General features: G+C 72.9%; 25 protein-coding genes and 1 pseudogene. 16 read left to right on the top strand and 10 right to left on the bottom strand.

Features of this window, described 5'->3' with window-relative positions:
- The 8 genes and pseudogenes from ACZ66Z_RS31830 to ACZ66Z_RS31865 form a co-directional block, all read left to right on the top strand.
- The coding region (locus ACZ66Z_RS31830) for a Holliday junction DNA helicase RuvB C-terminal domain-containing protein (RefSeq protein ID WP_469939015.1) at positions 1-273 on the top strand (273 nt) is incomplete at its 5' end.
- 581 nt (positions 274-854) lie between these two features.
- Positions 855-2,033 carry a Cmx/CmrA family chloramphenicol efflux MFS transporter gene (locus ACZ66Z_RS31835; protein ID WP_469939016.1) on the top strand — a complete coding sequence of 393 codons (1,179 nt, stop codon included), beginning with the start codon at positions 855-857 and terminating at the stop codon, positions 2,031-2,033.
- Between the two features lie 340 nt (positions 2,034-2,373).
- A complete protein-coding gene (locus ACZ66Z_RS31840) occupies positions 2,374-4,149 on the top strand; it encodes a glycoside hydrolase family 15 protein (protein WP_469939018.1) in 1,776 nt (591 codons plus the stop codon).
- Position 4,150: 1 nt separating this feature from the next.
- Positions 4,151-5,161 carry an SDR family oxidoreductase gene (locus ACZ66Z_RS31845; RefSeq protein ID WP_469939020.1) on the top strand — a complete coding sequence of 337 codons (1,011 nt, stop codon included), beginning with the start codon at positions 4,151-4,153 and terminating at the stop codon, positions 5,159-5,161.
- 347 nt (positions 5,162-5,508) lie between these two features.
- Positions 5,509-5,919, top strand: a pseudogene (locus tag ACZ66Z_RS31850) (hypothetical protein); the annotation flags it as partial.
- 96 nt (positions 5,920-6,015) lie between these two features.
- A complete protein-coding gene (locus ACZ66Z_RS31855) occupies positions 6,016-7,839 on the top strand; it encodes a thiamine pyrophosphate-requiring protein (protein WP_469939021.1) in 1,824 nt (607 codons plus the stop codon).
- Between the two features lie 19 nt (positions 7,840-7,858).
- The gene (locus ACZ66Z_RS31860; protein ID WP_469939022.1) at positions 7,859-8,038 is read left to right on the top strand and encodes a hypothetical protein; all 180 of its coding nucleotides are present in this window, start codon (positions 7,859-7,861) and stop codon (positions 8,036-8,038) included.
- Positions 8,039-8,189: 151 nt separating this feature from the next.
- Positions 8,190-8,840: a carbonic anhydrase gene (locus ACZ66Z_RS31865; RefSeq protein ID WP_469939023.1), complete on the top strand. Its 651-nt coding sequence runs from the start codon at positions 8,190-8,192 to the stop codon at positions 8,838-8,840.
- Positions 8,841-8,936: 96 nt separating this feature from the next.
- Here ACZ66Z_RS31865 and ACZ66Z_RS31870 read toward each other — a convergent pair whose 3' ends face one another.
- The 8 genes from ACZ66Z_RS31870 to ACZ66Z_RS31905 all read right to left on the bottom strand — a co-directional run bounded on the left by ACZ66Z_RS31870 (position 8,937) and on the right by ACZ66Z_RS31905 (position 17,896).
- Positions 8,937-9,491, bottom strand: a complete 555-nt coding sequence (locus ACZ66Z_RS31870; RefSeq protein ID WP_469939025.1) for a dihydrofolate reductase family protein — start codon at positions 9,489-9,491, stop codon at positions 8,937-8,939.
- 279 nt (positions 9,492-9,770) lie between these two features.
- Positions 9,771-11,156, bottom strand: coding sequence for a phage baseplate protein (locus ACZ66Z_RS31875; RefSeq protein WP_469939026.1), 1,386 nt, complete (start codon positions 11,154-11,156; stop codon positions 9,771-9,773).
- Positions 11,157-11,427: 271 nt separating this feature from the next.
- Positions 11,428-12,240: a methyltransferase domain-containing protein gene (locus ACZ66Z_RS31880; protein ID WP_469939027.1), complete on the bottom strand. Its 813-nt coding sequence runs from the start codon at positions 12,238-12,240 to the stop codon at positions 11,428-11,430.
- Positions 12,241-12,447: 207 nt separating this feature from the next.
- A complete protein-coding gene (locus tag ACZ66Z_RS31885; protein ID WP_469939029.1) occupies positions 12,448-12,783 on the bottom strand; it encodes a hypothetical protein in 336 nt (111 codons plus the stop codon).
- Positions 12,784-13,083: 300 nt separating this feature from the next.
- Positions 13,084-13,875 (bottom strand): hypothetical protein, encoded by a 792-nt coding sequence (locus ACZ66Z_RS31890; RefSeq protein ID WP_469939031.1) that lies wholly within the window; start codon positions 13,873-13,875, stop codon positions 13,084-13,086.
- Positions 13,876-14,190: 315 nt separating this feature from the next.
- Positions 14,191-14,994 carry a restriction endonuclease gene (locus ACZ66Z_RS31895; protein WP_469939033.1) on the bottom strand — a complete coding sequence of 268 codons (804 nt, stop codon included), beginning with the start codon at positions 14,992-14,994 and terminating at the stop codon, positions 14,191-14,193.
- 379 nt (positions 14,995-15,373) lie between these two features.
- Complete coding sequence (locus ACZ66Z_RS31900; protein WP_469939035.1) at positions 15,374-16,534, bottom strand: erythromycin esterase family protein; 1,161 nt, start codon at positions 16,532-16,534, stop codon at positions 15,374-15,376.
- Positions 16,535-17,047: 513 nt separating this feature from the next.
- Positions 17,048-17,896: an FG-GAP repeat domain-containing protein gene (locus ACZ66Z_RS31905; protein ID WP_469939037.1), complete on the bottom strand. Its 849-nt coding sequence runs from the start codon at positions 17,894-17,896 to the stop codon at positions 17,048-17,050.
- A 485-nt stretch (positions 17,897-18,381) separates the two neighbouring features.
- Here ACZ66Z_RS31905 and ACZ66Z_RS31910 point away from each other — a divergent pair, with 485 nt between their 5' ends.
- From ACZ66Z_RS31910 to ACZ66Z_RS31945, 8 genes are all read left to right on the top strand, one after another.
- Positions 18,382-18,762 (top strand): FKBP-type peptidyl-prolyl cis-trans isomerase, encoded by a 381-nt coding sequence (locus tag ACZ66Z_RS31910; protein WP_469939039.1) that lies wholly within the window; start codon positions 18,382-18,384, stop codon positions 18,760-18,762.
- Positions 18,763-19,009: 247 nt separating this feature from the next.
- Positions 19,010-19,903, top strand: coding sequence for an AraC family transcriptional regulator (locus tag ACZ66Z_RS31915; RefSeq protein WP_469939040.1), 894 nt, complete (start codon positions 19,010-19,012; stop codon positions 19,901-19,903).
- Between the two features lie 91 nt (positions 19,904-19,994).
- Entirely contained in the window at positions 19,995-20,657 is a 663-nt protein-coding gene (locus ACZ66Z_RS31920; protein ID WP_469939041.1) for a hypothetical protein, read from the top strand.
- 276 nt (positions 20,658-20,933) lie between these two features.
- Positions 20,934-21,977 carry a YihY/virulence factor BrkB family protein gene (locus ACZ66Z_RS31925; protein WP_469939042.1) on the top strand — a complete coding sequence of 348 codons (1,044 nt, stop codon included), beginning with the start codon at positions 20,934-20,936 and terminating at the stop codon, positions 21,975-21,977.
- Between the two features lie 33 nt (positions 21,978-22,010).
- On the top strand, positions 22,011-22,163 hold the full coding sequence (locus tag ACZ66Z_RS31930) for a hypothetical protein (RefSeq protein ID WP_469939044.1): 153 nt from the start codon (positions 22,011-22,013) through the stop codon (positions 22,161-22,163).
- A gap of 56 nt (positions 22,164-22,219) precedes the next feature.
- Complete coding sequence (locus tag ACZ66Z_RS31935) at positions 22,220-22,645, top strand: phage holin family protein (protein ID WP_469939045.1); 426 nt, start codon at positions 22,220-22,222, stop codon at positions 22,643-22,645.
- Positions 22,642-23,160 carry a DUF3618 domain-containing protein gene (locus tag ACZ66Z_RS31940; RefSeq protein ID WP_469939046.1) on the top strand — a complete coding sequence of 173 codons (519 nt, stop codon included), beginning with the start codon at positions 22,642-22,644 and terminating at the stop codon, positions 23,158-23,160. Before ACZ66Z_RS31935 ends, ACZ66Z_RS31940 begins: the two co-directional genes overlap by 4 nt.
- Positions 23,157-23,423: a DUF4235 domain-containing protein gene (locus tag ACZ66Z_RS31945; RefSeq protein WP_469939048.1), complete on the top strand. Its 267-nt coding sequence runs from the start codon at positions 23,157-23,159 to the stop codon at positions 23,421-23,423. The genes ACZ66Z_RS31940 and ACZ66Z_RS31945 overlap by 4 nt, the downstream gene beginning before the upstream one ends.
- A 124-nt stretch (positions 23,424-23,547) precedes the next feature.
- Here ACZ66Z_RS31945 and ACZ66Z_RS31950 read toward each other — a convergent pair whose 3' ends face one another.
- Together ACZ66Z_RS31950 and ACZ66Z_RS31955 are read right to left on the bottom strand one after the other, a co-directional pair.
- Positions 23,548-24,297, bottom strand: a complete 750-nt coding sequence (locus tag ACZ66Z_RS31950; RefSeq protein WP_469939049.1) for a ZIP family metal transporter — start codon at positions 24,295-24,297, stop codon at positions 23,548-23,550.
- Positions 24,298-24,510: 213 nt separating this feature from the next.
- Positions 24,511-25,266 (bottom strand): uracil-DNA glycosylase, encoded by a 756-nt coding sequence (locus tag ACZ66Z_RS31955; RefSeq protein WP_469939051.1) that lies wholly within the window; start codon positions 25,264-25,266, stop codon positions 24,511-24,513.
- Positions 25,267-25,330: the final 64 nt, after the last annotated feature.

A 25,330-nucleotide genomic window follows, 5' to 3' on the forward strand; every position in this document is an offset into this window, starting at 1 on the left:
GAGGAGCGCGAGACGGTGGAGGAGGTCGCCGAGCCCTTCCTCGTACGGGAGGGTCTGCTGGCCCGGACGCCCCGCGGCCGGGTCGCCACACCCGCCGCATGGGCGCATCTCGGGCTCGTGCCGCCACCCGGACCGCCCCGACCGTCCTGGGCCGCGCCGTCCTGGGCCGCGCCCCCGGCACCCCACCGGAACGGCGACTCCGGGCAGGACGGTCCGCCCGGACACCACACCGGACGGAGCACCTCCCCGGCCGCCCCACCACCGCGTGCATGAACGTGGCTCCGATCCGGCCCCGGACCTGTCCGGGGCCGTCCGGGTGGCCGTGATGGCCCGTCCGGGTGGACCTGTGCGTCGGTTTCCACCGCCGCGCCCGGCTTCGGGGCCGCAGAGGCGAGGATGGACGGGACGCACGGGTAGGGATACCCGCGGCGCGGCTGCGGCCGCTCCCTCTTCTCGCGGCCGCAGCCTTTCTCACAGGACCCCCTCCACGCCCACGGCGGGACGGCCGTTCCGCCGCTTCGCCGGCCCCGGCCGCTGCGGAGGCGGCCCGGATCGACGAACGCCGCACCATCGCCGGGGCGCCGCACCGGCGTCGTGGGACACGACATCGGCGGTACCGGTCGGTGCCGGTGCGACCGGGGTGCTTCGGCGGACGTCGATCGGGTAGCGTGCGGGCCATGTCGAGTCCTGAGTCAGACAGGATGGGGGCTTTCGGTCACGCCGTCAGCCCCCTGAACCACTGAGCCCACAGCCTGTCGTCGCGCCGCGTTCTGCGGCCGGACGCGTGCGCCCCGGGGCTGGCCGCGGTGACGAGATGACCTTCTCGTGCCTCTCCTCACCTCGGAGCCCGTTCCATGCCCCTCCCGTTGTACCTGCTTGCCCTGGCGGTCTTCGCCATGGGCACCTCGGAATTCATGCTCGCCGGCCTCCTGCCGGACATCGCCTCAGGTCTCGGCGTCACCGTCGGGACAGCGGGCGCGCTCACCTCCGCATACGCGATCGGCATGACCGTCGGCGCCCCGGTCACGGCCGCGCTCGCCCGCAACCGACCCGGACGATCGAGCCTGCTCGGGTTCGTCCTCGTGTTCCTGGCAGCCCACGCCGTGGGCGCCGCCACCGCCAGCTTCCCGGTCCTGTTCGCGACCCGGGTGGTCGCAGCGCTCGCGAACGCCGGGTTCCTCGCCGTCGCCCTGACGACCGCCGCCACTCTGGTCCCCGCCGGGCGGAAGGGCCGCGCGCTCGCCGTGCTGCTGTCCGGAACCACGGTGGCCGTGGTCGTCGGCGTCCCCGGAGGGTCGGTGCTCGGCAGCCTGCTCGGCTGGCGTGCCACGTTCTGGGCCGTCGCCGCGCTCTGCCTGCCCGCGGCCGTGGGCGTCCTCACCGGCATCCCGGCGCGCCGTGCGCAGAAGGAAGCGGCTGACGGGCCGACCCTGCGCGCGGAGCTCGCGCAACTCGGCAGCCCGCGGTTGCTCCTGGTCGTGCTGCTCGGCGCGCTGGTGAACGCGGCGACCTTCGCCGGGGTCACGTTCCTCGCTCCGGTCGTGACCGGCACCGCCGGACTGGGCGAGCTGTGGATCTCCGTCGTCCTGGTGCTCTTCGGTGCAGGGTCCTTCCTCGGCGTCACCGCCGCCGGACGGCTGTCCGACCAGCGCCCCGGCCTGGTCCTCGCCACCGGCGGCCCGTCGCTGCTCATCGGCTGGCCGGCCCTGGCCGTGCTGGCCGACCGGCCGGTCGCGCTGCTCGTTCTCGTCTTCGCCCAGGGAGCGCTGTCGTTCGCGGTGGGCAGCACCCTGATCACGCGGATCCTCTACGAGGCCGCCGACGCCCCCACCATGGCGGGCTCCTACGCGACCGCCGCACTCAACACCGGCGCCGCCGCCGGACCGCTCATCGCCGCCACCACCCTCGACACCGCGGCCGGGGGCCTCGGGCCGCTGTGGGTGAGCGGACTCCTCGTCGCACTCGCACTGCTCGTCGCGTTCCCCCTGCGCACCGTGGTGGTGGCCCGCCGGGACAGTGAGGTGCTCCGGTGACGCATGCGAACGCCCCCTTGAGCGCAGAGGGACGCCGAAGGCCCGCCGAGCGCCACCGCACCCGCCCGAGCGCTCTCGACCTCGCGGACCGGGGCATGACGTCAAGGCGGCCGCCGACACTTAGACGCCGTACAGCCGGGTAGCCGAAGCCGTGGCGGTGCTCGTGGCGCCGGAGCGGCAGGGTCGGCACGAGGGATCCGCCGGCGCGGATGCCCCGGCACCGGTCGCGCCGCGCAGGGCAGGTGCGCTCCGAACCTGCGGAGGCGGGGCGCGACAGCGCCCTCCCCGAGCTGCGGCTCTCGGACCGGGGGTCCGGTGGAACCAACGGGAGACGGCACGGATGAGCAGCACATCCTTCTCACCCCACGCGCTGCACGACTACGCCCTCGTCGCCGACGGGGAGCGCGGCGGCCTGATCGGCCCTGACGGCGCTCTGAGCTGGCTCTGCGCCCCCACGTGGCACGACGAGGCGGTCTTCGCCTCGCTCATCGGCGGCAAGGGGGTGTACGCCGTGACCCCGTGCAGCCCGTGGGTGCCCGGCGGGCACTACGAGGAGGGCACGCTGATCTGGCGGAGCCGATGGGTGACCACCGAGGGGGTCGTCGGGTGCCGGGACGCCTTGGCGTTTCCCGGCGAGGCGGACCGCCTCGTCCTGCTGCGGCGGGTGCAGGCGGCCGAGGGCGCCGCCCGCGTGCGCGTGGTGCTCGCCCCGTACGCCGACTACGGCCGTACCGCATGGTCGTCGGCGCACCGGGACGAGAGGGGCGTCTGGCACCTGAGCGCCGGCCGCCACCGTGTGCGCTGGCAGGGCGCCGCATCGGCCGAGCCCCGCCCCGAGGGGCTGACCACCGACCTGGTGCTGGGGCCCGGTGAAAGCCACGACCTGGTCCTGGAGTGCTCCGCCTCCCCCCTGCCGTCCGCCCTCCCGTCGGCCGAGGACGCCTGGGCCACCACGGAACGGGCGTGGGCGCGGGCCGTGCCTCCGCTGGCGCACGTCGAGGCCGCCTCCGACGCCCGCCGCTCCTACGCGGTGCTGCGCGGGCTGACCGCCGCCGGCGGGGGCATGGTGGCCGCGGCGACCACCAGCCTGCCCGAGCGGGCCGAGGAGGGCCGGAACTACGACTACCGGTACGTCTGGATCCGCGACCAGAGCTACGCCGGACAGGCCGCCGGTGCCGCCGACGCGCCGGAGCTCCTGGACGCGGCCGTTCGGTTCGTCGGCGAGCGGCTGCTGGCCGACGGTCCCCACCTGGCGCCCGCCTACACCGTGCAGGGCGCTCCCGTACCGCGTCAGCAGCAGCTCGGCCTGCCCGGTTACCCGGGCGGCGCCAGCTTGATCGGCAATCAGGTGCAGAACCAGTTCCAGCTGGACTGCTTCGGCGAGGCCCTGCTGTTGTTCGCCGCCGCCGCACGGCGCGACCGGCTCGACGACGACGGGTGGAAGGCGGCGGAGACCGCCGTGGAGGCCATCGCCCGGCGCCGGCGCGATCCCGACGCCGGGATCTGGGAACTGGACGACCGGCTCTGGACGCACAGCAGGCTCGCCTGCGTCGCCGGGTTGCGGGGGCTGGCCGGCGTCGCGCCGGGCGGACGCCTCTCCGGCGTCTGCACCGGTCTCGCCGACACGCTCCTCACGGAGGCCTCGGCCCACGGCGTGCATCCCGACGGGCACTGGCAGCGCAGCCCCGGCGACCCCGCGGTCGACGCGGCGCTCCTGCTGCCCCCCGTACGAGGCGCCCTGCCGTCCGACGACCCGCGGACCCTCGCCACCCTCGCCGCGTGCCGCGAGCACCTGGCCGAGGACCACTTCGTCTACCGCTTCCGCCACGACGACCGGCCCCTGGCCGAGGCCGAGGGGGCCTTCCTGCTGTGCGGCTTCCTCATGGCCCTCGCCGAGCACGACCAGGGGAACGCGGTCGAGGCGCACCGCTGGTTCGAGCGCAACCGGAGCGCCTGCGGCGCGTCCGGCCTCTACGCCGAGGAGTTCGACATCGCCCAGCGGCAGCTGCGCGGCAACCTGCCGCAGGCCTTCGTGCACGCCCTGCTCCTGGAGACCGCCGCCCGTCTGGCCCGGGGCCCCGCACCGTACGACACCCGCCGTCGAGCAAGGAGTTGACATGCCTCAGACCGTCGTCATCACCGGCGCCAGTGCCGGCATCGGCCGTGCCACCGCGCGCCTGTACGCCGAGCGCGGCGCCCGGGTCGTGCTGATCGCCCGCGGCCGGGCGGGACTCGACGCGGCCGCGGAGGAGGTCGTGGCCCTCGGCGGCAGGCCTCTGGTGCGGGTCGCCGACGTGGCGGACCCGGACCAGATCGAGGCCGCGGCCGAGGCGGCGGAAGGGGAGTTCGGTCCCATCGACGTGTGGATCAACTGCGCGTTCAGCACGGTGTTCGCGCCGTTCGAGGAGGTCACGCCCGAGGAGTACCTGCGGGCGACCGAGGTGACCTACCTCGGCTTCGTCAACGGCACCCGGACGGCCCTGAAGCGGATGGTGCCCCGCGACGAGGGCACCATCGTGCAGGTCGGCTCGGCCCTGGGCGAGCGATCGGTGCCCCTGCAGTCGGTGTACTGCGGGGCCAAGCACGCCATCAACGGCTTCACCTCCTCGTTGCGCACCGAACTGCTGCACCGCGGCAGCAACGTCCGCGTGACCATCGCGCAGATGCCGGCCGTCAACACCCCTCAGTTCTCCTGGGTCGCCAACCGGCTGCCCCGGCACCCGCGGCCCGTGCCGCCCATCTACCAGCCGGAGGTCGCCGCTCGCGGCGTGCTGCACGCCGCCGACCGTCCGCGCCGCAAGCAGTACTACATCGGCGCGACCACCGTGGCGACGATCTGGGCCAATCGTCTGGCCCCGGCGCTCCTGGACCGCTACCTGGCCCGCACCGGGTTCGACTCCCAGCAGACCGATCGGTTCCCGCCGACCGGCGACAGCAACCTCTTCGAACCCGTCGACGGGCGGGAGGGCACCGACCACGGCGCCCACGGCGTCTTCGACTCGACCGCCCACGGCCGGTCGGCCCAGGCGGCCCTCGCCCGTCACCCGGCCGTCGCCGCCGCGGTCGCCGCGGTCGCCTCCGCGACGGTGGGGGTCGTCCGGGGAAGGCGACGCTCGGGGCGCCGGTGACGCGCAGGTCCTGGAAGGTCTCTTGTCCGAGGGCGGCGACAGCGCTCGCCCCCCGGTCTCCGCCCGCTCCCGGCAGGGCCCAGGACCCGGTGGTCCTCGCCCCGCCGGCTGCGGGTACCGGGTTCCGCGGGTGACTGGGCGAATCGGTTACCCGACTTCGGTGAATCTTCGGGAACGGCACCTTGTCCGTCCCGGTGCCGGGTACTCCATGCCTGGGCGGTGCCTCGCGGCCTCGCACCGCACAGTCACGGCCGGGAAGGCGGTCCCCCCAGGATGGCTCGCACAACGTTGGCGCTGGATCTGGCCGGGCTCGAGCGGGCGCTGCGGAAGGACGTGGACGCCGAGGTGACGACCGGATGAACCCCGGCAAGGTCGTCGATCCCCATCCGGTCGACGGGCAGCTCCGTCCGGGGCCGACGTGGCGGCCCGCCACGCCCACGACCCGCCTCGGCTTTCCGGAGGACGAGCACTCCTTCACCCGCGCGGTGATGCGGTGTGCGGGCGTCGGCAACTCCCGCACCCGGATCGAGCGGGGCGGTACCGGACGGCGGGCCCTGCACCTCGCGGAGGCGCTCGCCCTGGGACTCGACGGGAACCTTCCCGGCCGGCAGTCCGAACGGCTCGCCCGACGTCCCGACGCACCCTCCCATACGGCCCGCTGGACGGCCGCGGCGGGGGTCACCGGCGCCGTGGCCCTCACCGCGGCGGTCGCGGGCACCGCCGGCCGGGGCGCCCTGCGACGCCGACGCGTCCCGTGACACGCCGCCCGGAACCCCGTGGGCGTCTCACCCGCAGGGAGCGGCCCGAAGAACCCGCGGTCTCCGCAAGAGAACCTCCACCGAAAGGTCCCCACCATGTCGATCAAGGTCTCCGACCACGTCCTCCAGCGCCTGCGCGACTGGGACGTGGAGTACGTCTTCGCGTATCCCGGCGACGGCATCAACGGGCTGCTCGCCGCCTGGGGCCGGGCCGATGACACCCCCCGGTTCATCCAGGCCCGGCACGAGGAGATGGCCGCCTTCGAGGCCGTGGGGTACGCCAAGTTCTCCGGCAGGGTCGGTGTGTGCGCCGCCACCTCCGGGCCCGGTGCGATCCACCTGCTCAACGGTCTGTACGACGCGAAGCTGGACCACGTGCCGGTCGTCGCCGTCGTCGGGCAGACCAATCGCAGCGCCATGGGCGGCTCGTACCAGCAAGAGGTCGATCTGATGGCCCTCTACAAGGACGTCGCCTCCGACTTCTGCGAGACGGTCACCGTCCCCGAGCAGCTGCCCAACGTGATCGACCGGGCCATGCGCACGGCGATGGCGCGGAGGTCGGTGACGGCCGTCATCATCCCCGCCGACGTGCAGGAACTGGACTACTCGCCGCCCGAGCACGCCTTCAAGATGGTGCCGTCCAGCCTCGGCATGCCGGAGTACGCGCCGGTGCCCGGTGACGCGGACCTGGCGCGTGCGGCCGAGGTGCTCAACGCGGGCGAGAAGGTGGCGATCCTGATCGGGCAGGGGGCGCGCGGCGCCCGCCAGGAGGTCATGGCGGTGGCCGAACGTCTGGGCGCGGGCGTCGCCAAGGCGCTGCTCGGCAAGGACGCCCTGGACGACGACCTGCCGTACGTCACCGGCTCCATCGGCCTGCTCGGCACCCGGCCGTCGTACGAGTTGATGATGGACTGCGACACCCTCCTCGTGATCGGCTCCTCCTTCCCGTACACGCAGTTCCTGCCGGAGTTCGGCAAGGCGCGTGCCGTGCAGATCGACATCGACCCGCACATGGTGGGGTTGCGCTACCCCTTCGAGGTGAACCTGGTCGGCGATGCCCGGGAGACGCTGGACCGGTTGCTGCCGCTGCTGAAGGGGAGCAAGGCCAAGGGCTGGCGCAAGAAGATCGAGAAGGACACCGCCCGCTGGTGGGAGGTCATGCAGCGGCGTGCCGCCGTCGACGCCGACCCGATCAACCCCGAGTACGTGGCCCACGCCCTCAACGGCCTCCTGCCCCCGAACGTCATCCTGGCCGCGGACTCCGGCTCCGCCGCCAACTGGTACGCCCGTCATCTGAGGCTGAGCGGCGCGATGCGGGGCTCGCTCTCGGGCACGCTCGCCACCATGGGGCCGGGTGTTCCGTACGTCATCGGCGCCAAGTTCGCCCACGGCGACCGTCCGGCGATCGCGCTGGTCGGCGACGGGGCGATGCAGATGAACGGCATGAACGAGCTGATCACCGTCGCCAAGTACTGGCAGGAGTGGGAGGATCCCCGCCTGATCGTCGCCGTTCTGAACAACCGGGACCTCAACCAGGTCACCTGGGAGATGCGCGCCATGTCGGGCGCTCCGCAGTTCCTGCCCTCCCAGTCGATTCCCGACGTCCCCTACGCCGATTTCGCCCGGCTCATCGGCCTGCACGGCATCCGGGTGGAGAGGCCCGACGAGGTCCAGGGGGCCTGGGAGACCGCGTTGGCGGCCGACAGGCCCTGTGTGCTCGACTTCGTCACCGACCCGGCCGTACCGCCGATTCCGCCGCACGCGTCGCTCGACCAGATCGAGGCCGCGGCGTCCTCGATCCTCAAGGGGGACAGCGACCGGGCCGACATGATCCGCCAGGGCTTCAAGGCCAAGGTGCAGGAGCTGCTGCCCGGCGGCCACAAGCGCAAGGACCGGCCCGGCGCGGAGGACGGGAGGTGACGTCCCGACTGTGGGGCGGGTGGGCACGTCCGTGTTCACCGTGCCCACCGACGGGCCCGAGGCCGACGGCACTCTGAGCCGGGACAGCACCATGCTCGTCCTGGCCGCCGTCGCCTCCCTCGCGCCCGGCGCCGACGGTTCGCCCGGCCTCGGGCTCGCCCTCGACCACGAACGGGTCCGCGCCCACCGGGTCCGCTGACCGCCCGGCAGCGCCCGCGTGGGGCCGGGCCCTCGGAGAGCGGTGGAGTGCGGGCCGGCACCTCGGGTCGCGGGGCCCCTCCGGTGGCCGGGCCGCCGTTCAGGGTGGGCCCGTCGGGCCGGTCCGTTCGGCGGACCTTAGGGTGGGGCGCATGCCTAGAACCTCACCTGCGGTCGCTCTCGACGCCCTGCTCGCCGGGAACAAGCGTTTCGTCTCCGGCACGCCGGAACACCCCAACCAGGACGCGGCCCGCCGCTCGGAGCTCGCCCCCGGGCAGGACCCGTTCGCCGTCGTCCTCGGTTGCTCCGACTCACGACTCGCCGCCGAGATCATCTTCGACCGGGGGCTCGGCGACCTGTTCGTCGTACGCACCGCGGGCCACGTCCTGGGCCCGGAGGTCCTCGGGAGCGTCGAATACGCCACCGACATCCTCGGCGCCCGCCTGGTCGTGGTGCTCGGGCACGACTCCTGCGGCGCCGTCGCCGCGGCCCGCGACGCGGTGGAGCACGGCTCCAAGGTCGGCGGATTCGTCCGCGACGTGGTCGAACGCGTCACGCCCAGCATCCTGGCCGCCCGCGCCGCCGGCCTGACCACCGACAGCGAATTCGTGGACGAACACATACGCCACACCGTGGACCTGCTCCTCGACCGCTCCCGCCTGCTGTCGCAGCAGGTCGAGGCCGGCGAGATCGCCGTCGTCGGCATCGGCTACGCCCTGGCCGAGGGCAACGCCCGCCTCGTCACCACCCGCGGCACCGCGCGGCCCACCTCAGACGCGCTGGAAGAAGGAGCCCTGGGGTGACCGGGCGTGCGCGCTCCTGAGCGACCCCTCTCTTCGCGATCGCGCTTCTGAGCGGCGCCCGCCTCCGCGGCCGCGCGGTGGGCCGCGGGCGTCGGTTCACCGTGCCGGGCGGTAGGTCGCGATGATCACCCCGCTGCTGGTCGGCTGAGCGCCGACGAGCTCCAGCCTCTTCATGGCGGCGTCGTCGGCGAACAGCTTCTTGCGGCCCTCACCGGCCACCACCGGGTGGATCAGCAGCACCAGCTCGTCCAGCAGGTCCTGCTCCAGCAGCGAGCGGACCAGTGTCGGGCTGCCCGCGACGGTGATGTCCTTGCCCTCGCCGGCCTTGAGCTCGTGGACCGCGGTCGCCAGGTCGCCCTTGATCAGAGTGCTGTTCGCCCATTCCTCGGCGCTGTCCAGCGTCGAGGAGACGACGTACTTGGGCGACTCGTTGATCCACTTCGCGAACCCGGCGTCCCCGCCGCTGGTCACGGACGGCCAGTATCCGGCCCACTCGGTGAACGTCACCCGGCCCAGGAGGATCGTGTCGGCCGACTCCATCGTCCGGCCGAGCGCCGCACCCATCTCCTCGTCGAAGGCGAACTGCCACTGGTCCGGCGACTGGGCGACGCCGTCGAGCGAGACGAACAGACCCGAGACGACCTTGCGCATGATTCCTCCGTGATGAGTCCGGGAGCACCCGCTCGTCCGCCCCGGTTCGTCCGCTCGGGCTCGTCCGTTCCGGCTCGTCCCGCTCCGGCCGGGACGGGGGCCGCCGACGGTCCGGAGACTAGCGGTCGGAGCGATCGGGGTCCGTCACGTCACCAGCGCGTGGCGTGCCGGTACGACCGGATGGCCGATCGCGTCGGCCCGCTCCCGCGAGGGACGCGGGAGCGGGTCGAGCTCCGCAAGGCGGACGAGGCGGAGGATCCGAGGCCCTACGAGACGGGTTCAGCTGGTGAAGTAGCCCGCGTCGAGCCCGATCCAGCCGTTGAACGTGCGCTGGTCGAAGACGCGCAGCGATCCGTCGGTGAGGACTTCCCAGCGGACGGTGAGGGAACCGGTGACCCCGGAGCCGGTGGTCTGACCGATCATGCCCTGCGTTCGGTTCGGCCGGATGTGCGGCGGGAGGACGAGGATCGTCTCGCCGTTGGTCCACGGGGTGCCGTCGGTGCGGGCCAGCCGAAGGTGGACGTCTATGCGATTGCCGAGCTGGCGGTACTGGGGGACGTAGTTGTCGGAGTTGGGGGTGTAGAGGGCGGTGTTGTAGTCCAAGGCGGTCCACGGGACGTGGTCGCCGGTGCCGTCGGTGGTGCTGGTGATGCCGTAGAGGGCCATCTGGCGGGGTCCTGGTTCTTGTGTGGCGAAGCCGAAGACGAGCTGCGGTCCGTCGGGGGTCGGGCGCACGGTGATGGCTTCGGTCTCGCGGTGGGAAAGGTCGAGGGCGGTGGCGTTGAAGGTCCGCTCGATCGTCTCGCCGGTGGTGATGTCGTAGACGTTCCACCAGGAGTTGCCCGGGCGCGGGTTCGTGGCGCCGTAGGCGCTGCCCTCGTTCTGGTAGACGAGATCCCCGTACAGGCACCAGGCCTGGGTGCGGTAACGGGACGGGAAGCCGTACAGCGGGGTGAAGGCGCGGTTCTTGAAGGCGTCGAGTTCGTAGACGCGGTACTCCTCGGCGCCGGGCGGTCCGTGGCGCAGCCCCATGCGGCCGTGAGCGACGTCCAGGGAGGGGGTGACACGGGAGGATCCCGGGACGGGGTCGAAAACCTCGATCTGGCCGCTTCCCGCATCGACGACGGCGTCGGCGGTGAACGCGACGCGGCCGACGCGCTTGCCGTAGGCGAAGCCGGTCTCGACGGGATCGGCGTCGGTCTCCAACCAGAGCCAGGGACGGCCGTCGACGTGCTCGACGCCGAGTGCGCCGCCGTGGCCGACGCCCCTGAGGTACATGACGGCGCGGACGGCGCCTTCGGGGGTGACCTCGTTGACACACAGATCGCCCCGGCGCTCGCGGTCGACGCCGGATACGGCGGCGGGCTCGTCGGCCAGGCGGCGACCGTCGCTGATGAGTTGCGTCACGTAGGCGAGGCCGGTCACCGGATCGAAGGCCACCTGTTGGTGCACCCTGCCCTGCTTGAGCCGGATCTCGCCGCCGAACAGATCGACGGGCTCGGCCCGCAGGTCGAACCTGTGCCGTGCGTTCGGGCCGGTGCTGCTCGTCGGCCGGCTTTCGGCGGCGAGGGCCGGTTCGTGACCGGTCGCCCGTGGGTCTCCGGTGGAGGCGAGGACCGGTGCCGCGGCCATGGCGGTGAGGACGGTGCGGCGGGTCAACGACATGACGCGGAGCCTTCGTTGCCCGGCTGTGGCGGTGCGACGGACACGGCCCGCTCCGCGGGACCGAGGCCAACGGTCCCGGTGGCGGTGGCGGTGGCGGTGGCGGTGGTCGCCTTCGACGAACCGCGGCACGGTATTCGGACGGGACGATGATTCATGAGCGCGCAAGCCCCCCTTGCAAGATCATCTCTTGTACGGTGCCGTCATCCTTGCACAGCGCGTGAAGAGGCTCGGCGCGGAACGCCACAGGTCGCCCGGGCGGTGGGCGTGCCGATCAGTGCGGGGCCGTCTGCGGCTTGTGGCCCCAGACGGTGAGCATGCCGGCCGACAGGGCGGCGCAGTCGGGGGAGTCCAGGTACCGGGCCGCACCGTCGATCGCCGCGTCGTCGACCAGGCCGGTGGCGACCATCGCCGTTCTGCTGCGCTCCCAGGTGTCCGCCCAGAAGCGGCTGATGGGGCTGCCCGGCAGCAGCGGCGGTACGTGGATCTCGGCGCCGACGCGTTCGAGGCCGGCCCCGCGCAGCAACTGTGGGTACGACGGCACCCACGAGACGTCGGTGCCGATGGTGGCCCGCAGTCCCTGCCACATCGCGCGCATCGCCGTGGTGTAGGGGGTGGGCGGGGTGCGGTCGCTCGTCAGGTCGACGGCGTCACCGAGCACCAGCACGCCGCCGGGCTCCACCAGTCCGGCCAACGTGGTGATCAGGCGGTCGTGTTCGGCCAGGTGCATCAGGACGAAGCGGGCGTGAACGAGCCGGAACCGACCGGGGGAGAAATCCGGAGCGGTGACGTCGGCTTCGAGCAGATCCAGCCCCGGGACCTGCCGCTCGGCGAGGAAGCGCAGGTCGCGGTCCACGGCGAGCACGCTCTCGACCCCGGCCTCGTCCAGCAGCCGGCGCGAGACCGTGCCGGTGCCGGCCCCGACGTCCAGGCAGCGCCATCCAGGCCCGACCCCGAGGGCCCGCAGGCGCGCCATGGTGGTCCGGTCGTAGGCGAGGGCGCCGAAGTCGATGCGCTCGCCCTCACCCGCCTGTTCGGGTCGGAAGACGTCCCGGCCGTACCGGCCGCCGTCCGGCCCGGCGGTCACGTCGCCGCCCGCGTGTGGCGGGGGATCTCGACGAACGGTGTCATGGCCGGACCTCTTCACACGACGGGACGGAGCCGGGCGGCCCATCCCGGGGGTCGCCGTCCTCCGATCCTCCCCGGACGCCCGCCTCCGCCACCGAGGCGCGCCGCGCCTGAGCCGATCGGCCCACACGAAGCGACTGTGCCGGTCGCAGTGATCGATGAACCGCTACGACCCTGCCTCGCGCGTCATCACGTAGGTGTTCCCGATGTCGGGATCGCCGTAGAAGAAGAACAGCTTCACCTCGTCGTGCTGATCGCGGTCCACGTAGAAGGACCACGCATAGGTCGACGGGGCTTCAGGAGTCGAGGCGTGCGCGGACGTCGCGGAGGAGCGGCTCTCCACTCGGGCCCGGGCCGCCAGTGCGAGCCGGACGACCTGTCCGCCGTCGCGGTCGGCCAGTCGCCAGGTTCCCGTACCGGAGAGACGCCAGCCGTCCTCGAAGTCGAAGTCCTGCCCGTCGAGCTTGTCGAGAAGGGCCGTTCCGTCCTCGCGAAGCACCACGCGGGTCCCCTCGACGTTTTCCCAGCCCCCGGCGACTTCGGCCGCAGTGGCGTCGTGGATCCCCGTTCCCCCGTAGTACTGATAGGGACCGGCGCACCCCGTCAGGACGGCTAGGACCACCGTCGGGCCACCGAGGGCCGCTCCCCACGCACGCAGCCTGCTTCCGCCCGCCACCAGGTCCTCCCCGCCCTCGGCCCGCGTCGGCCAACCGATGGGGGTGGGCCGAGGAGGGATACCTTGCCAGATTTATTGAACGCGTTCAACTCCGTGGAGGGGAGGGGGCGCGGACCACCCCGGTGGTCAGACCTCGCCGACGGCCGCGAGGACCGTGCCGTGGTGGAAGCGCCCGTAGACGGGAGTGCCTCCGGGCCACTCGGGATGACGGCCGAACGGAATCCCCGTCGGTCCGGTGGCCCCGCGCAGGTCGGCCAGGAGGGCGCCCTCGGGCAGTCGGGAGACGACGTCCGCGAGCACCGGATCACCCGAGGCGCACGCCGCTTCGGCAGTGAGGGGCCGCGTGGTCGCCGGCCCGGCCGCGCGCGCCAGGGCCGCCGGCGAATCCTCGGGGAACCCGTCGCCGGCATCGGCGAAGTCCCCGGAGAACCAGTTGAGGAAAGCCGTGGAGAAGCCGTCGAAGTACTCCGCGTCCCTCGCGGCGTGCTTCACCAGTTCGGCCACGGTCACCAGCCAGTGCTGGAGCGACGGCGCGACCAGTTCGGCACCGTGGTCCTCCCAGAATGCGAACACCGGCCCCCAGGCGCCTGTTGCGCGATCGATGTCCACGTAGTACGTCTCCGCGCACGCGTCGGTGTGGACGACGCGGAACGAGCCGGGCCCGCCGCATCGCCGCACGGCTCCCCCGCTGACCGCTCCCGCGCGGTACGCGGCCCCGAAATCACCGTGGCCGTCGACGTGGAGCGCTCCGACCCGGCGGCAGATCTCCCGGATCGGCCCGGGCACCGGAACGCCCCACCCATCCATCTCCTCGTCGCTCACCCCTTCACCCAGGCGTACGCCCTCCTCGACGTCCGAGGCCTCCCGCAAGGCCTGCACCACGTCCTGCCACGAGGGGGTTTCGCTGCTCCACGTCATGCACGAAGCCTGACATGCCGCACTGACGCTCTCGGTGGCGCGGCGGGCCGATACGGACATCGACGTGTGCTCCTGGCCGCCGTCGGCGTGCACGTACCTCCGCAGCCCGTTCCACGTCCGGCCCCCGTCCGTGGAACGGCCGATCCACACCCCGTACTCACAGGGGGTGGTTTCGCATGAGGAGCTCCCCCTCCGTTCGCTCGACCGGCAGCCGGGCGCTCCTGTCGCGCCGCGCCTGTGGGAAGAGCGTCGCGTGCGACACCGACGAACGATCGACACGAAACCGACGAAGGGGGTTCGAGCCGGTGGGGCACCTCAGCCGTCGCAGGTCGTCTCGTCCCGGACGTCGGGTATCGGCTCGCTCGTCCGGGCGATCCAGGGGGCCGGTGCCGTCGATGCGGTCCAGGCCGCCAGCTCCGTGCCGTCGACGCAGACGATCCCGCAGGAGGCCGCGTACTCCAGGGCGGGCTCCGTGAAGGAGCTGGTGGTGACGAGGACGGCCACGTCGGCCTCGTGCACGGCGTAACAGGTGCCGCCGAACCGCTGGAGGTCGGGGGAACCGACCCGGTGGCCCTCCCCGTACTGCTTGCACTGGAGAACCACGCGCCTCCCGTCGGCGGTCGTCGCGATCACGTCCGCGCCGAGGTCGCCGGCGCCGCCGACCACTTCCACGGGGGAGCAGCCGTCCCGGGCGCACAGCGCGGCGATCGTGTGCTCGAAACCGTCCGGGTCGACGGCCAGGTGGTCCAGTGCCCCGGAGTCGACGGCAGGCGGCTCCGCGGGCGGGGCAGCGACCGGGGCGGTGTCCAGCGGGATGGTGACGGTGCCGAGGGTGGTCTCCTTCGGGCGGCCGCCCGCATCAGGCAGGTAGGCCGTACCTGCCGACCCGTTCCCGGCGTTCACCCCCGCCTCGGCCCCGAAGGGATCGGTCCGGCGGCGCGCCGGGGCCCTGCCCCACCGGTTCAGTGCCGCCCCCGCGAGCAACAACAGCACGAGGACCGCGAAGACGGTCGGCAGATGCGAGCCGGTCGAGCGGGCCGTCTTGAACATCAGGGCCGCACCGCCGACCACCACGCCCGCCAGCCCCACCACGAGCACCAGGTCTCGCGCGGACCGCACCGGGCCCTCTCGTCGCACCGAGCCCCTGCCCCTGCCTCCGTCGTCGACCGCTGCCATACGGCCCCCCTCCCTCGTTCACACCCGTCTCCCCGGAGCTCGGCCCTGCCCCCTTCACACGGGCCTTCTCGTCGCCGGACACAGCAGCTCCTGTCGAGGGTCGCCGGCCGACGAGGAAACACCTCACCCCGAACACTCCTCCGAAACGCGCTCCGGGCGATCTTCTCGTCCGAGGCGACGGCGGCGCGCGGTTCGGGCCGATCGGTGCGGGAGACTCCGGTGCACGGATCGACGCCGCCGGTCCCCACTGCGTCGATCCACTGGTCGGAACCCGGCTCCTGCCCGGAGGAAGTCACCGAAGGGGGGCTTGAGTTCGGCGGGGTCAGCCGGTCGGCTCGTACGGCAGTGGTGCGAGCTCGTCGGCCGCCCGGACCTGGTGGAGGTGGATGAGGACGTCGTAGGCCCGGCCGAGGGCCAGGGTGGGCAGGGGGTCCGGGGTGAAGGTCGAGCCGGCGTCGTAGACCGGGCGGGGGCGGGCGAGCCAGGCGCGGGCCGCGGCGGGCGCGGTGCGCAGGTCGAGGTAGAAGTCCCGGTACCGGACCCGGTCCAGGGTGTGTTCGTTCGTCCCGGGGCGGGCGGCCGGGACGGTGACCGGGCTCCAGTCTCCGTCGAGGGAGGTGTCCTTGGTGAGGAAGGAGCCGGCGGCGAAGCTGAAGCCGATCGCGGTGTAGTCGCGGCCCAGGCGGTCGCGCAGTACCGCGCCCTGGGTCCGCGGGTACATGTCCGGGTGGGTCGAGAGGTATCCGACGTGGCCGTTGTGGGCCGACAGCAGCATCTTGTGACCGGTGTGGCGTTGCCACCACAGCACGTTGTCCGCCATGGCCCGGTCACGCAGGCGCTCGGCGGCGGTGACCGAGGCCGGGTCGGTGAGGTCGACGGTGGCGAAGGCGAACGTCTCGGCGATGTTCCGGGCGTGCTGCACCGTCCACGCGTAGTCGTCCCCGCCGCTCCCCTGGTGCTCGGTGACCAGGTCGAGCGCCTCCTGGGCGCGTGCGGCGTTCTCCTCGCGTTCGGCGATCGGCTCGCGCAGGTAGGCGAACACGTCGTCGAAGGGGCGCAGTCGGCCGTACAGCTCGGTGAGCCGGGGCAACGCCTCCGGCCGGGTCGCGCGGACGGAGGACAGCACGCGCTCGAAGACGTGGTCGCCGAGCTTCGGCGCGCCGAGGTCGTCGCCCATGAAGTGGACCCGGTGGTCGGGGTGGCGACGGTTGTACTCGCGCATCCAGCCGATCAGGCTGACGAACTCCTCGCGCTCCCAGGGGGATCCGGCCAGCGTCGCCTCCGCGATCTGCCGCGGGTCGCCGGTGCCGCCCTGGAGGTACTCGTCGATCCTGAGCCCCGCCGACCAGCTCATCTCCAGGGCGAAGGTGGTGAAGCCGCGCTCCTCGACGAGGTGTCGGAAGACGCGTTCCTTCATGGCGAAGAACTCGTGCGAACCGTGCGTGGCCTCGCCCAGCCCCACCACCTTCGCGTCTCCGACCATGCTGCTCAGCGCCCGGAGGTCCGCAGTCCGGCCGCCGGGGTCCGTGGTGCGCAGCGGGTGTGCGAACCGTTCCAGGGAACGTACGACGGCCGCTTCCCGACCTGCTGTCACGAGGTCGGCTGGGGCGGCCGATGCGACGGGTGCGGCCGATGTGGCCGGTGCGGTGGGTGCGCCCGGAGCCGCTTGGGCCACCGGTGTCGCGGAAGCCGCTGCGGTGGCCAGCGCCGTGGCGACGATCACCCCCGTGAGTGCGAGCGCCCCTCGCCGACCGGCCCTCTTCCCGTACCCGTGCATGCTGATCACTCCTTGTGTGCGGCGGCTTCCCGCGCCGGTGAAGTGATCTTCGTGTGCTGGGGGTGCGCACCGCGCTGGGGCGGTCCACCGACTTCCTCCACGGGCCGCCCCCGGCTCGGGGCGGGGGCTGCCCCCCCCTCGGCGCACCACCGGCGCACCACCGGCGCACCACCGGCGCACCACCGGGGGACGTGCGGGGTGCACGACGGTGACCGGGTGTCAGTAGAGGTCCCGGTACTGCTGGAATCCGTGGCCGATCCTGACGCGGGGCTTGAACGGGGCGGAGGCCGTGCGGGTGCCCTTGTAGAGCCAGAGCACGCCCTGGGGGTCGCGAGCGAGGAGGTCGCTCCGGCCGTCCGCGTCGACGTCGCCGGTGGCGACCAGCTTGTCGAACATGTTCCAGCCGCTGCCGACCCGGATGCGAGGAGCGAACGGGTTGCTCCCCGCTCCCGTTCCCTTGTAGAGCCAGAGCACGCCTTCCTTGTCGCGGGCGACGACGTCCGGCTTCGCGTCGCCGGAGAAGTCACCGACCCCGGTGATCCGTGAGTACGTGTTCCAACCGCCGCCGACACGGATCCGCGGGGCCGGCGTGCCGTCCGCCCTGATCTGGAACCGCCACAGGACGCCCTGCTTATCACGGGCCAGCAGGTCGGGGTGGGCCGCCCCGGCCAGAGTGCCGGGCGAGAGGACACCGGTGTACTGCTGCCAGCCGGTGGCCACCTGCTTCAGGCGCCCGCCGCGCCACTGGTTGAGCACACCGCTGGACATGACGTGGTAAGCGCCGTCCTGGTATCCGGTCAGGTCGGGGTCGACGGACACGGCGTGCGTCAGCCCGGGCCAGACATACGCGCCCGACCGGGAGGCGAAGCCGCCGTTCCCGTCCCGCATGTAGACGTACATCTGCCCCGAAGGAAGGATCCCGCTCAGGAAGAACATCGGTGCGACGGGTGTCGGCTGCACGGCCGTGGCGGCGTTCGGGGCGGACGATCGCGCCGAGAGGGCCCCCGAAGGGGTTTCCGCGACGGCGGTGCCGGTGAGGGCCGACGCCAGGGCGACAGCGGTGGCCACGACGCCCAGGCTCGTGAACCCGCGTCGGTGCCGAGTGGAACGCTGCAAAACGAACTCCGGATGCTCAGGTCGAGGAGGGCATGGCCGTGTGGCTCCTCACGAGAGTCGGCAGCGGTCCGGAGCGAGCGCTCGGACGAGGCGGCATGCCGTCTTCGTGTCCCCGGCCGAAAGCATAGAGGGGCTTCTCGAACGGTTCTGCGACGGTGGGGGTTCGGGAGGGTCGTGCGAGCGCCGGCGTTTCCCCGGGGGCTGCCGCGTCCTCGGCTCGGCTCCGCACGGCCCCCGCCGACGCCCCGCCGTCGCTCCCACCGAGGATCCCGACCGAGGATCCGGCACTCTCCCGGTCGTTCCGAGTGCCGTGTTCCGTCGGGTCGGCGTGCTCCGGGGATCAGCGTTCTCGGTAGCGTGATCTTCTGTCGCGTGGAGTGGCCATGCGCCCGGCCGGTCCGTACGAGGGCTTCCGGTGGAGAGTGAATGAGGCTGCGATGAGTGAGCGGACGAAGCCCGAGGTCGACCTTCCGGAGGGGGAGGCTCCCACCGAGCTGACCATCCGCGACCTCGTCGTCGGAGACGGGCTCGAAGCGAAGCCGGGCAGGGTCGTCCAGGTTCACTACGTCGGGGTCGCCTTCGCCTCGGGCAAGGAGTTCGACGCCTCCTGGGACCGGGGCCGGCCGTTCAAGTTCGCCGTGGGCGGCGGCAGGGTCATCAAGGGCTGGGACCGGGGGATCAGGGGGATGAAGGTCGGCGGCCGGCGCGAGATCGTCGTTCCCCCGCGCCTCGGCTACGGCAACCAGTCGCCCTCCCCGCTGATCCCGGCGGGTTCGACGCTCGTCTTCGTGGTGGACCTGCTCTCGGTCTCGGTCTGAGGGCCGCTGCCGCCCGGCCTCTCCGTTCGCGTCCGAGGCCGGGCGGCCACCTGCTCGGCCTTCCAGGCGCGGCCCCGGACGAAGGCGTCCACCGGCGCAGCGCACACCACCGGTCGGATCCGGCGAGCGGCCGTCGCTCCGGGCGCGTGCCGCAGGCGGTCACCCGATCGTTCCGGGCACGGATCATCGGGTCCCGGGAGGGCGGTGGTTCCTACGGTGAAGACGTCAGAAGGAAGGACACGCACCCGTGCTGGAGCAGCTCAACCAGGCGCTCGACCACATCGAGCGCCGCCTCGGAGCGGAGGCCGGCCGAGAGGTCGACGTCGCCGAGGTCGCCCGGATCGCGATGACGTCGGAGTACCACTTCCGGCGCCTGTTCTCGGCGCTCGCCGGGATGCCGCTCTCCGTGTACGTACGGCGCCGGCGCATGACGCTCGCCGGGGCCGAGGTGCTGGGCGGGGAGCGGACGCTGCTCGACGTGGCCGTGCGGTACGGGTACGGCTCGGGCGAGGCGTTCGCCCGGGCGTTCCGGTCGGTGCACGGCATCGGGCCGGGCGAGGCCCGGCGCACGGGTGCGACGCTCACGGCGCAGCCGCGCATGTCCTTCCGCGTCGTCGTCGAAGGGAGTACGACCATGCGGTACCGGATCGTCGAGAAGGAAGCGTTTCGGGTCGTCGGCAGGAAGGCGCGGGTCCCCCTCGTGCACGAGGGGGTCAACGCGGCGGCCGCGGCCCACGTGGGGAGCCTGGACGAGCAGGCGATCGTGAGGATGAAGGAGCTGGCCGACGGGGAGCCGAAGGGGGTCCTGTCGGCGGTGGTGCACCTGACCGACAGCCGGGAGGAGGGCGCCGAACTGGACTACTGGATCGGTGTGGTCGCCGGCCCCGGGGCGGCCGCGGAGGAGCTCGACGCCCTTGACGTGCCGGCCGGTGCCTGGGCGGTCTTCGACAACCACGGGCCGTATCCGAGCGCCCTCCAGGAACTGTGGCGGGACGTGTTCACGCAGTGGTTCCCCTCGAACCCGTACGTGAGCCGGCCGGGTCCTGAGCTGCTGCGGACGCAGCCGGTGGAGATCGGCGCGGAGACGGACTCCCAGCTGTGGATCCCGGTCGAGCGGGCCGACGGGGGCAGCGGGGCGTGAAGTCGGGGGCCTGGGCGTCGCCTTCCGGACGGAAGGCGACGCCCAGGCCCCCGCGTGTGTGCGGGGCGCCCGTGCCCGTACGGTTGCCGTCATGACGATCAACCGTCCGGGACTGCCGGAGGACCTTCCGTCCGCCGAGACGTTGTGGGCCCGCTGGGCCCTGCTCGCCGCCCTCGGGGCGAAGACCGCCGACGAACGCCTGCCGAGCGTGCACCGCATCGGTCGCTGGATCGACGACGACGGGCTCCACTGGGACGACAGCGGCTGCACCTGGTGGGTGATGTCCCGCATGGGCGAGGGCCGTTACGTGTTGTACGGCGAGGACGAGTCCAGCGGGACGAAGTGGCACGAGCCGCCGGTCGACATGCTCGCGGGCGGTCCCGCGTGGCTGCCGTGGGACGAACTGCGCGACCGGCTGTCCGGCTGGGAACTCGGCTGTGTCTACTGGTACGAGGCGGGGGCCTGGGCCCGCGCGCCCTACCCGGACGACCTCGACGACGACGGCCTGGACTGCGGGATGGACGCCCTGGCCAACCGTGCGCGGGCGGTGGAGCTGCTGGCCGAGCGCCTCGCGCCGGTGGACGGCGGCCCCGACGCCGACGCCGTCCTCGCCCAGGCGGAGTCCGGCCGGATCCAGGACGTGGACATGCTGCTGGCGCGGGTGCGCGACCCGGACGACGACGAGCCGGACCCGTCCGCCGTGGCCCGCGCCCTCGCCCGCTCCGGTCTGGCCGGCGAGCCCGCCGCCGGCTGACCCGGACCGTGCCGGGAACCGCGTCCGGCGGGTGCGCCCGGAGCGTCGCGGGTCGGCCGGCACGGCTCGGCCGCAGTCGGGGCTCCGGGGCCGTCTCCCTCGGCGGGCCGCCGGGCGATCGGGGCGGGAGCGCGGCGGGGGGGCGATGCGCACGGTGTGCTCCCGACGGGATCGGCGATGCGCACGGTGTGTCCCCGTCGGAATCGCGGCCGGACGCCGAGCCGCCGGTTCCGTGTCCGCTCGCATGGTGGCGGGCTGCGGGGAAAAGCGTCCACCATGAGACCCACAGGGACACCACAGCAGGAGAACGACCGCCGGCCGCAGGACGGGGGGCGCGAGGGGACCGTAGGACCGGACCGGCAGGTCGAGGAGCGGGCGCCGGACCGGCTGTCGCAGCTGCCCGAGCGGTCTTGGAGGGCGGTGTTGCGCGGGACGGTGAAGGAGTTCAGGAACGACGAGCTGGCGGACCGGGCGGCGGCGCTGACCTACTACGGGGTGCTCGCCCTCTTCCCCGCCCTGCTGGTCCTCGTCTCGCTGCTCGGGGTCGTGGGTGAATCCGCCACCAGGCAGCTCTTGGACAACCTCCAGAAGCTCACCCCGGGCGCTGCGCGCGATGTGATCGACAACGCGGTCCGACAACTCCAGGGCAACGCGGGCGTCGGCTCGCTGCTGGCGGTCGTGGGCCTGGTGGTCGCGGTCTGGTCGGCCTCCGGGTACGTCGCGGCGTTCATCCGCTCCTCGAACGCCGTCTACGACGTGCCCGAGGGCCGACCGGTGTGGAAGGTCCTGCCGCTGCGCCTCGGCCTGACCGTGGCGCTCATGGTCCTGGCCGTCGCCAGCGCGCTGATCGTGGTGTTCACCGGCGGCCTGGCGCGGCAGGCGGGCGCGGCCCTGGGCGTGGGAGACACCGCGATGGCGGTCTGGTCGATCGCGAAGTGGCCGGTCCTGGTCCTGCTCGTGACGATCATGATCGCCCTCCTGTACTGGGCCGCGCCGAACGCGAAGGGCCGTGGCTTCATGTGGGTCACCCCGGGCAGCTTCCTGGCGCTGGCGATCTGGATGGTCGCCTCGGGCGGCTTCGCGTTCTACGTCGCGAACTTCGGCTCGTACAACAAGACGTACGGCACCCTGGCGGGCGTCATCATCTTCCTGGTGTGGTTGTGGATCACCAACCTCGCCATGCTCCTGGGGCTGGAGTTCGACGCCGAGCTGGTCCACCAGCGCGCGATCGCCGGCGGGCACCCCGAGGACGAGGAGCCGTACGTCGAACCGCGGGACACCCGGGCCTGGAGCGAGGAGGACCGCCGCCGCCTCGAGTGAGCGGAGCGGTCCGGAGGGAGGCGGGTCGAACGCGTGCATGACGGGGCCCACCACCCCTCTGACGTGGTGGCCGGCGCCGTGATCGGGGTCGCGGCCGCCGCCCTGGTCCGCACGGCGCCCGTCTTCTCCCCCACAACCGGCGATGACTACGCGTGGTCGGCGGGTGACCGGCGGATCGGCGGGTAGGCGCGCCTGGAGACACCACCCGGAAGGCGTAAGGACGTAAGAAGGTGAGGAACGAGATGAGCGCCGTTGGAAGCCGTGACCACGGTCATGGCCACGGCAGGGACGAGCCGGTGGGCGAACTCGTCACGCGGGCATCGCAGCAGATCTCGGAACTGGTCCGTGAGGAGATGCGACTGGCCCGGGCGGAAATGGCCCAGAAGGGAAGGCGTTACGGGGTCGGCGGCGGCCTGTTCGGCGGAGCCGGCCTCGTCGGCGTCCTGGCCGCGCAGGCCCTGGGCGCCGCCGGGATCGCCGCCCTCGCGCTGGTCCTGCCGGTATGGGCCTCGGCCCTGATCGTCGCCGCACTGCTCGCCGTGGTGGCCGCCGTACTGGCCGGGATCGGCAAGAAGCAGATCGCCGAGGCCGGCAGTCCCGCACCCGAGAAGACCATCGACAGCGTCAAGGCCGACGTGGACGAAATCAAGGAGAGGCTGCACCGATGAGCCATCAGTCCCAGGGCGACGAGTCCACACCGACTCCGGACCAGCTGCGCGAACAGGTCGAGCGCACCCGCGACGAACTCGGCCGGACCGTGGAGGCGCTGGCCGCCAAGGCCGACGTCAAGGAACAGGCCAGGGAGAAGGCGGCCGAGGTCAAGGAGCAGGCCGCCGAGATCAAGGAGAAGGCCGCGGAAAAGGCCGTCGAGATGAAGGAGCAGGCCGTCGAGAAGGCGGCCCTCGCCGCCGAACAGCTCCGGCACAAGGTGGTCCAGGCGGTCGAGACGGCGAAGGAGAAGACCCCCGACCCCGTGCTCGACAAGGCCGCCCGCGCCGCCGCTCACGTACGTGACAGCGCGACCCACGCCGGACACCTGGCAGCCGCCAGGACCCCGGACCCGGTCCTCGACAAGGCCACGTCGGTCGCGACCGTGGCGCGGGCCAACCGCGTGCCGCTGTTCGCCGGGGCCGCCGCCCTGGCGGTGTTCCTGCTGCTGCGTCGCGGCCGGGGGCGCAAGTGAAGGCGTCCAAGATCGCCTACAAGCCCATCGGGCTGACGCTCGGCGCCGTCAGCGGCCTGATCGCGGGCGCGGCCTTCAAGCAGGCGTGGAAGATGATCGGTCACGACGACGACGCCCCCGACGCCACCGACGAGGACCGCACCTGGTGGGAGGTCCTGCTGGCCGCAGGGCTGCAGGGGGCGATCTTCGCCGTCACCAAGGCCGCGGTCGACCGAGCGGGTGCCGCCACCACCCGGCGCCTGACCGGCACCTGGCCCGGCTGAACCCGTCACCTCGGGGGATCAGTCCCGGGGCCCCCGGGGATGATCCCCGGGGGCCCCGGGGCCGACTCAAAGCCTCGGTGCGTGGCGGGCATCGGGTGGGGGACAGCGCACGGGCGGGCCGTCGTCACGCATGAGCCATGCCGAAGGCGACTAGGAATCCGACCACGGTGACCAGGCCCGTCAGCAGATGGACCCTGCCGTACGCCTCGGGGATCATCGTGTCCGCGACCATCGCCAGGATTGCCCCGCCGGCCAGCGCGGTGATCATCGCCATCGCCGCCGGGGAGGCGTCGCCGAGCAGGGCGTACCCGGCCAGCGCAGCCAGACCGCTGATCACCGCGATGCCTCCCCACAGGACGAAGACGTACCTGCGGCTGCGGCCGGCACCACGCATGCCGGCGGCGCTGGCCAGGCCCTCGGGGAGGTTGCTGATGAACACCGCCCCCACGGTGGCCGCCCCCAGATGTCCCCCGCCCAGGAGGCTGGTGCCGATGACCACGGACTCGGGAACGCCGTCCAGCAGCGCTCCCAGCGCGATGGCGTTGCCCGAGCCGGGCTCTTCGGACTCGGACGGCTGCTGCTGACCGGAGCGCTTGCGGTGCCGAGCGCCACGGCGGGCCAGCAAGGCGTTCGCCCCCGAGTACACCAACGCTCCTCCGGCCGCTCCGGCCACCACCGGCCCCATGCCGGACCGCTCGTACGCCTCGGCCATCAGCTCGAACGACACCGCGGCGATCAGCACACCGCTGCCGAACGCCATGACCAGCGCGATCCAACGCGGCGGGACGCGCACGAACGAGCCGACCATGGCGCCCACCAACAACGCCGCCCCCGCGAACAGGCCCCATCCGCCCGCAACCAGCGCTCCCACCACAGCGATCTCCTTCCACACCGTTGACAGATGCACGACGTGTACCCGGCGAACAGAAGAACAACGGTGACGCCTGTCGCGGACGACGACGCCCTGCCCCCTCGTCGACAACGGGCCGGACGAGCCGGGCGCGGAGGCCGCCGGCTGAGCCGCCGGTCGCCGGACGCGCAGGAGCCCCGTCCCCGTACCTGTTGTCCCCGCCCCTGTCCCCGTCCGTCACCCGACCGCGAGACCGGCGGTGCGTGCCGCCTCGGCGAGGACCTGACGCAGCATTTCCGGCGTCAGCCTGCCGGTGAAGACGTTGCGCTGGCTCACGTGGTAGCAGCCGAAGACCGTGAGCGGCCCGCCCGTCCCCTCCGCGGGGGTCAGGTGGACCCGCGCACCGTGTCCGAACGCCGGCCGCGGCCGGGGCACGCTCCACCCGGCCTCGCCCAACGCCGTCAGCGCGGCCTGCCATCCGAAGCCGCCCAGCGCGACGACCGCGCGCAGGGTCGGCCGGAGCAGGCGCGCCTCACGGGTCAGCCACGGGCGGCAGGTGTCGCGTTCGCCGGGCGTGGGGCGGTTGTCCGGCGGTGCGCAGTGCACGGGGGCGGTGACCCGTACGCCGGTGAGCTCCAGCCCGTCGTCGGGGCCCGTCACGATCGCCCGGGAGGCCAGCCCCAGCTCGTACAGCGTCGCGAACAGCAGGTCACCGGCCCGGTCACCGGTGAACATCCGCCCGGTCCGGTTCCCGCCGTGCGCGGCGGGCGCGAGACCGGTGATCAGCAGGGCGGCGTGCGCGGGCCCGAACCCGGGCACGGGACGGCCCCAGTAATCCCAGTCCCGGAACGCCGCCCGCTTTTCGAGGGCGGTCTCCTCCCGCCACGCGACCAGCCGTGGGCACGCCCGGCACTCCACGAGCCGGGCGTCCATGTCGGCCAGCGTGCGTGCCTGGGCGGCGGCACGCACCGGGTACCCCTCGGCAGTCGACATCCTCGACCCACTCCCACCTTCGCCGCGGTTCCGGCGGTCGGCTTCATCGTGACAGTCGACCGTC

The sequence above is a fragment of the Streptomyces sp. NPDC107498 genome, from assembly GCF_055582805.1.

Bases quoted from the DNA above. Each gene is read 5' to 3' on its own strand.
- ACZ66Z_RS31910 (WP_469939039.1), top strand. From the start codon at position 18,382: ATGAGTGAGCGGACGAAGCCCGAGGTCGACCTTCCGGAGGGGGAGGCT.
- ACZ66Z_RS31925 (WP_469939042.1), top strand. From the start codon at position 20,934: ATGAGACCCACAGGGACACCACAGCAGGAGAACGACCGCCGGCCGCAG.
- ACZ66Z_RS31920 (WP_469939041.1), top strand. From the start codon at position 19,995: ATGACGATCAACCGTCCGGGACTGCCGGAGGACCTTCCGTCCGCCGAG.
- ACZ66Z_RS31955 (WP_469939051.1), bottom strand. From the start codon at position 25,266: ATGTCGACTGCCGAGGGGTACCCGGTGCGTGCCGCCGCCCAGGCACGC.
- ACZ66Z_RS31865 (WP_469939023.1), top strand. From the start codon at position 8,190: ATGCCTAGAACCTCACCTGCGGTCGCTCTCGACGCCCTGCTCGCCGGG.
- ACZ66Z_RS31890 (WP_469939031.1), bottom strand. From the start codon at position 13,875: ATGACGTGGAGCAGCGAAACCCCCTCGTGGCAGGACGTGGTGCAGGCC.
- ACZ66Z_RS31940 (WP_469939046.1), top strand. From the start codon at position 22,642: ATGAGCCATCAGTCCCAGGGCGACGAGTCCACACCGACTCCGGACCAG.
- ACZ66Z_RS31840 (WP_469939018.1), top strand. From the start codon at position 2,374: ATGAGCAGCACATCCTTCTCACCCCACGCGCTGCACGACTACGCCCTC.
- ACZ66Z_RS31870 (WP_469939025.1), bottom strand. From the start codon at position 9,491: ATGCGCAAGGTCGTCTCGGGTCTGTTCGTCTCGCTCGACGGCGTCGCC.
- ACZ66Z_RS31835 (WP_469939016.1), top strand. From the start codon at position 855: ATGCCCCTCCCGTTGTACCTGCTTGCCCTGGCGGTCTTCGCCATGGGC.
- ACZ66Z_RS31935 (WP_469939045.1), top strand. From the start codon at position 22,220: ATGAGCGCCGTTGGAAGCCGTGACCACGGTCATGGCCACGGCAGGGAC.
- ACZ66Z_RS31855 (WP_469939021.1), top strand. From the start codon at position 6,016: ATGTCGATCAAGGTCTCCGACCACGTCCTCCAGCGCCTGCGCGACTGG.
- ACZ66Z_RS31900 (WP_469939035.1), bottom strand. From the start codon at position 16,534: ATGGTCGGAGACGCGAAGGTGGTGGGGCTGGGCGAGGCCACGCACGGT.
- ACZ66Z_RS31845 (WP_469939020.1), top strand. From the start codon at position 4,151: ATGCCTCAGACCGTCGTCATCACCGGCGCCAGTGCCGGCATCGGCCGT.
- ACZ66Z_RS31875 (WP_469939026.1), bottom strand. From the start codon at position 11,156: ATGTCGTTGACCCGCCGCACCGTCCTCACCGCCATGGCCGCGGCACCG.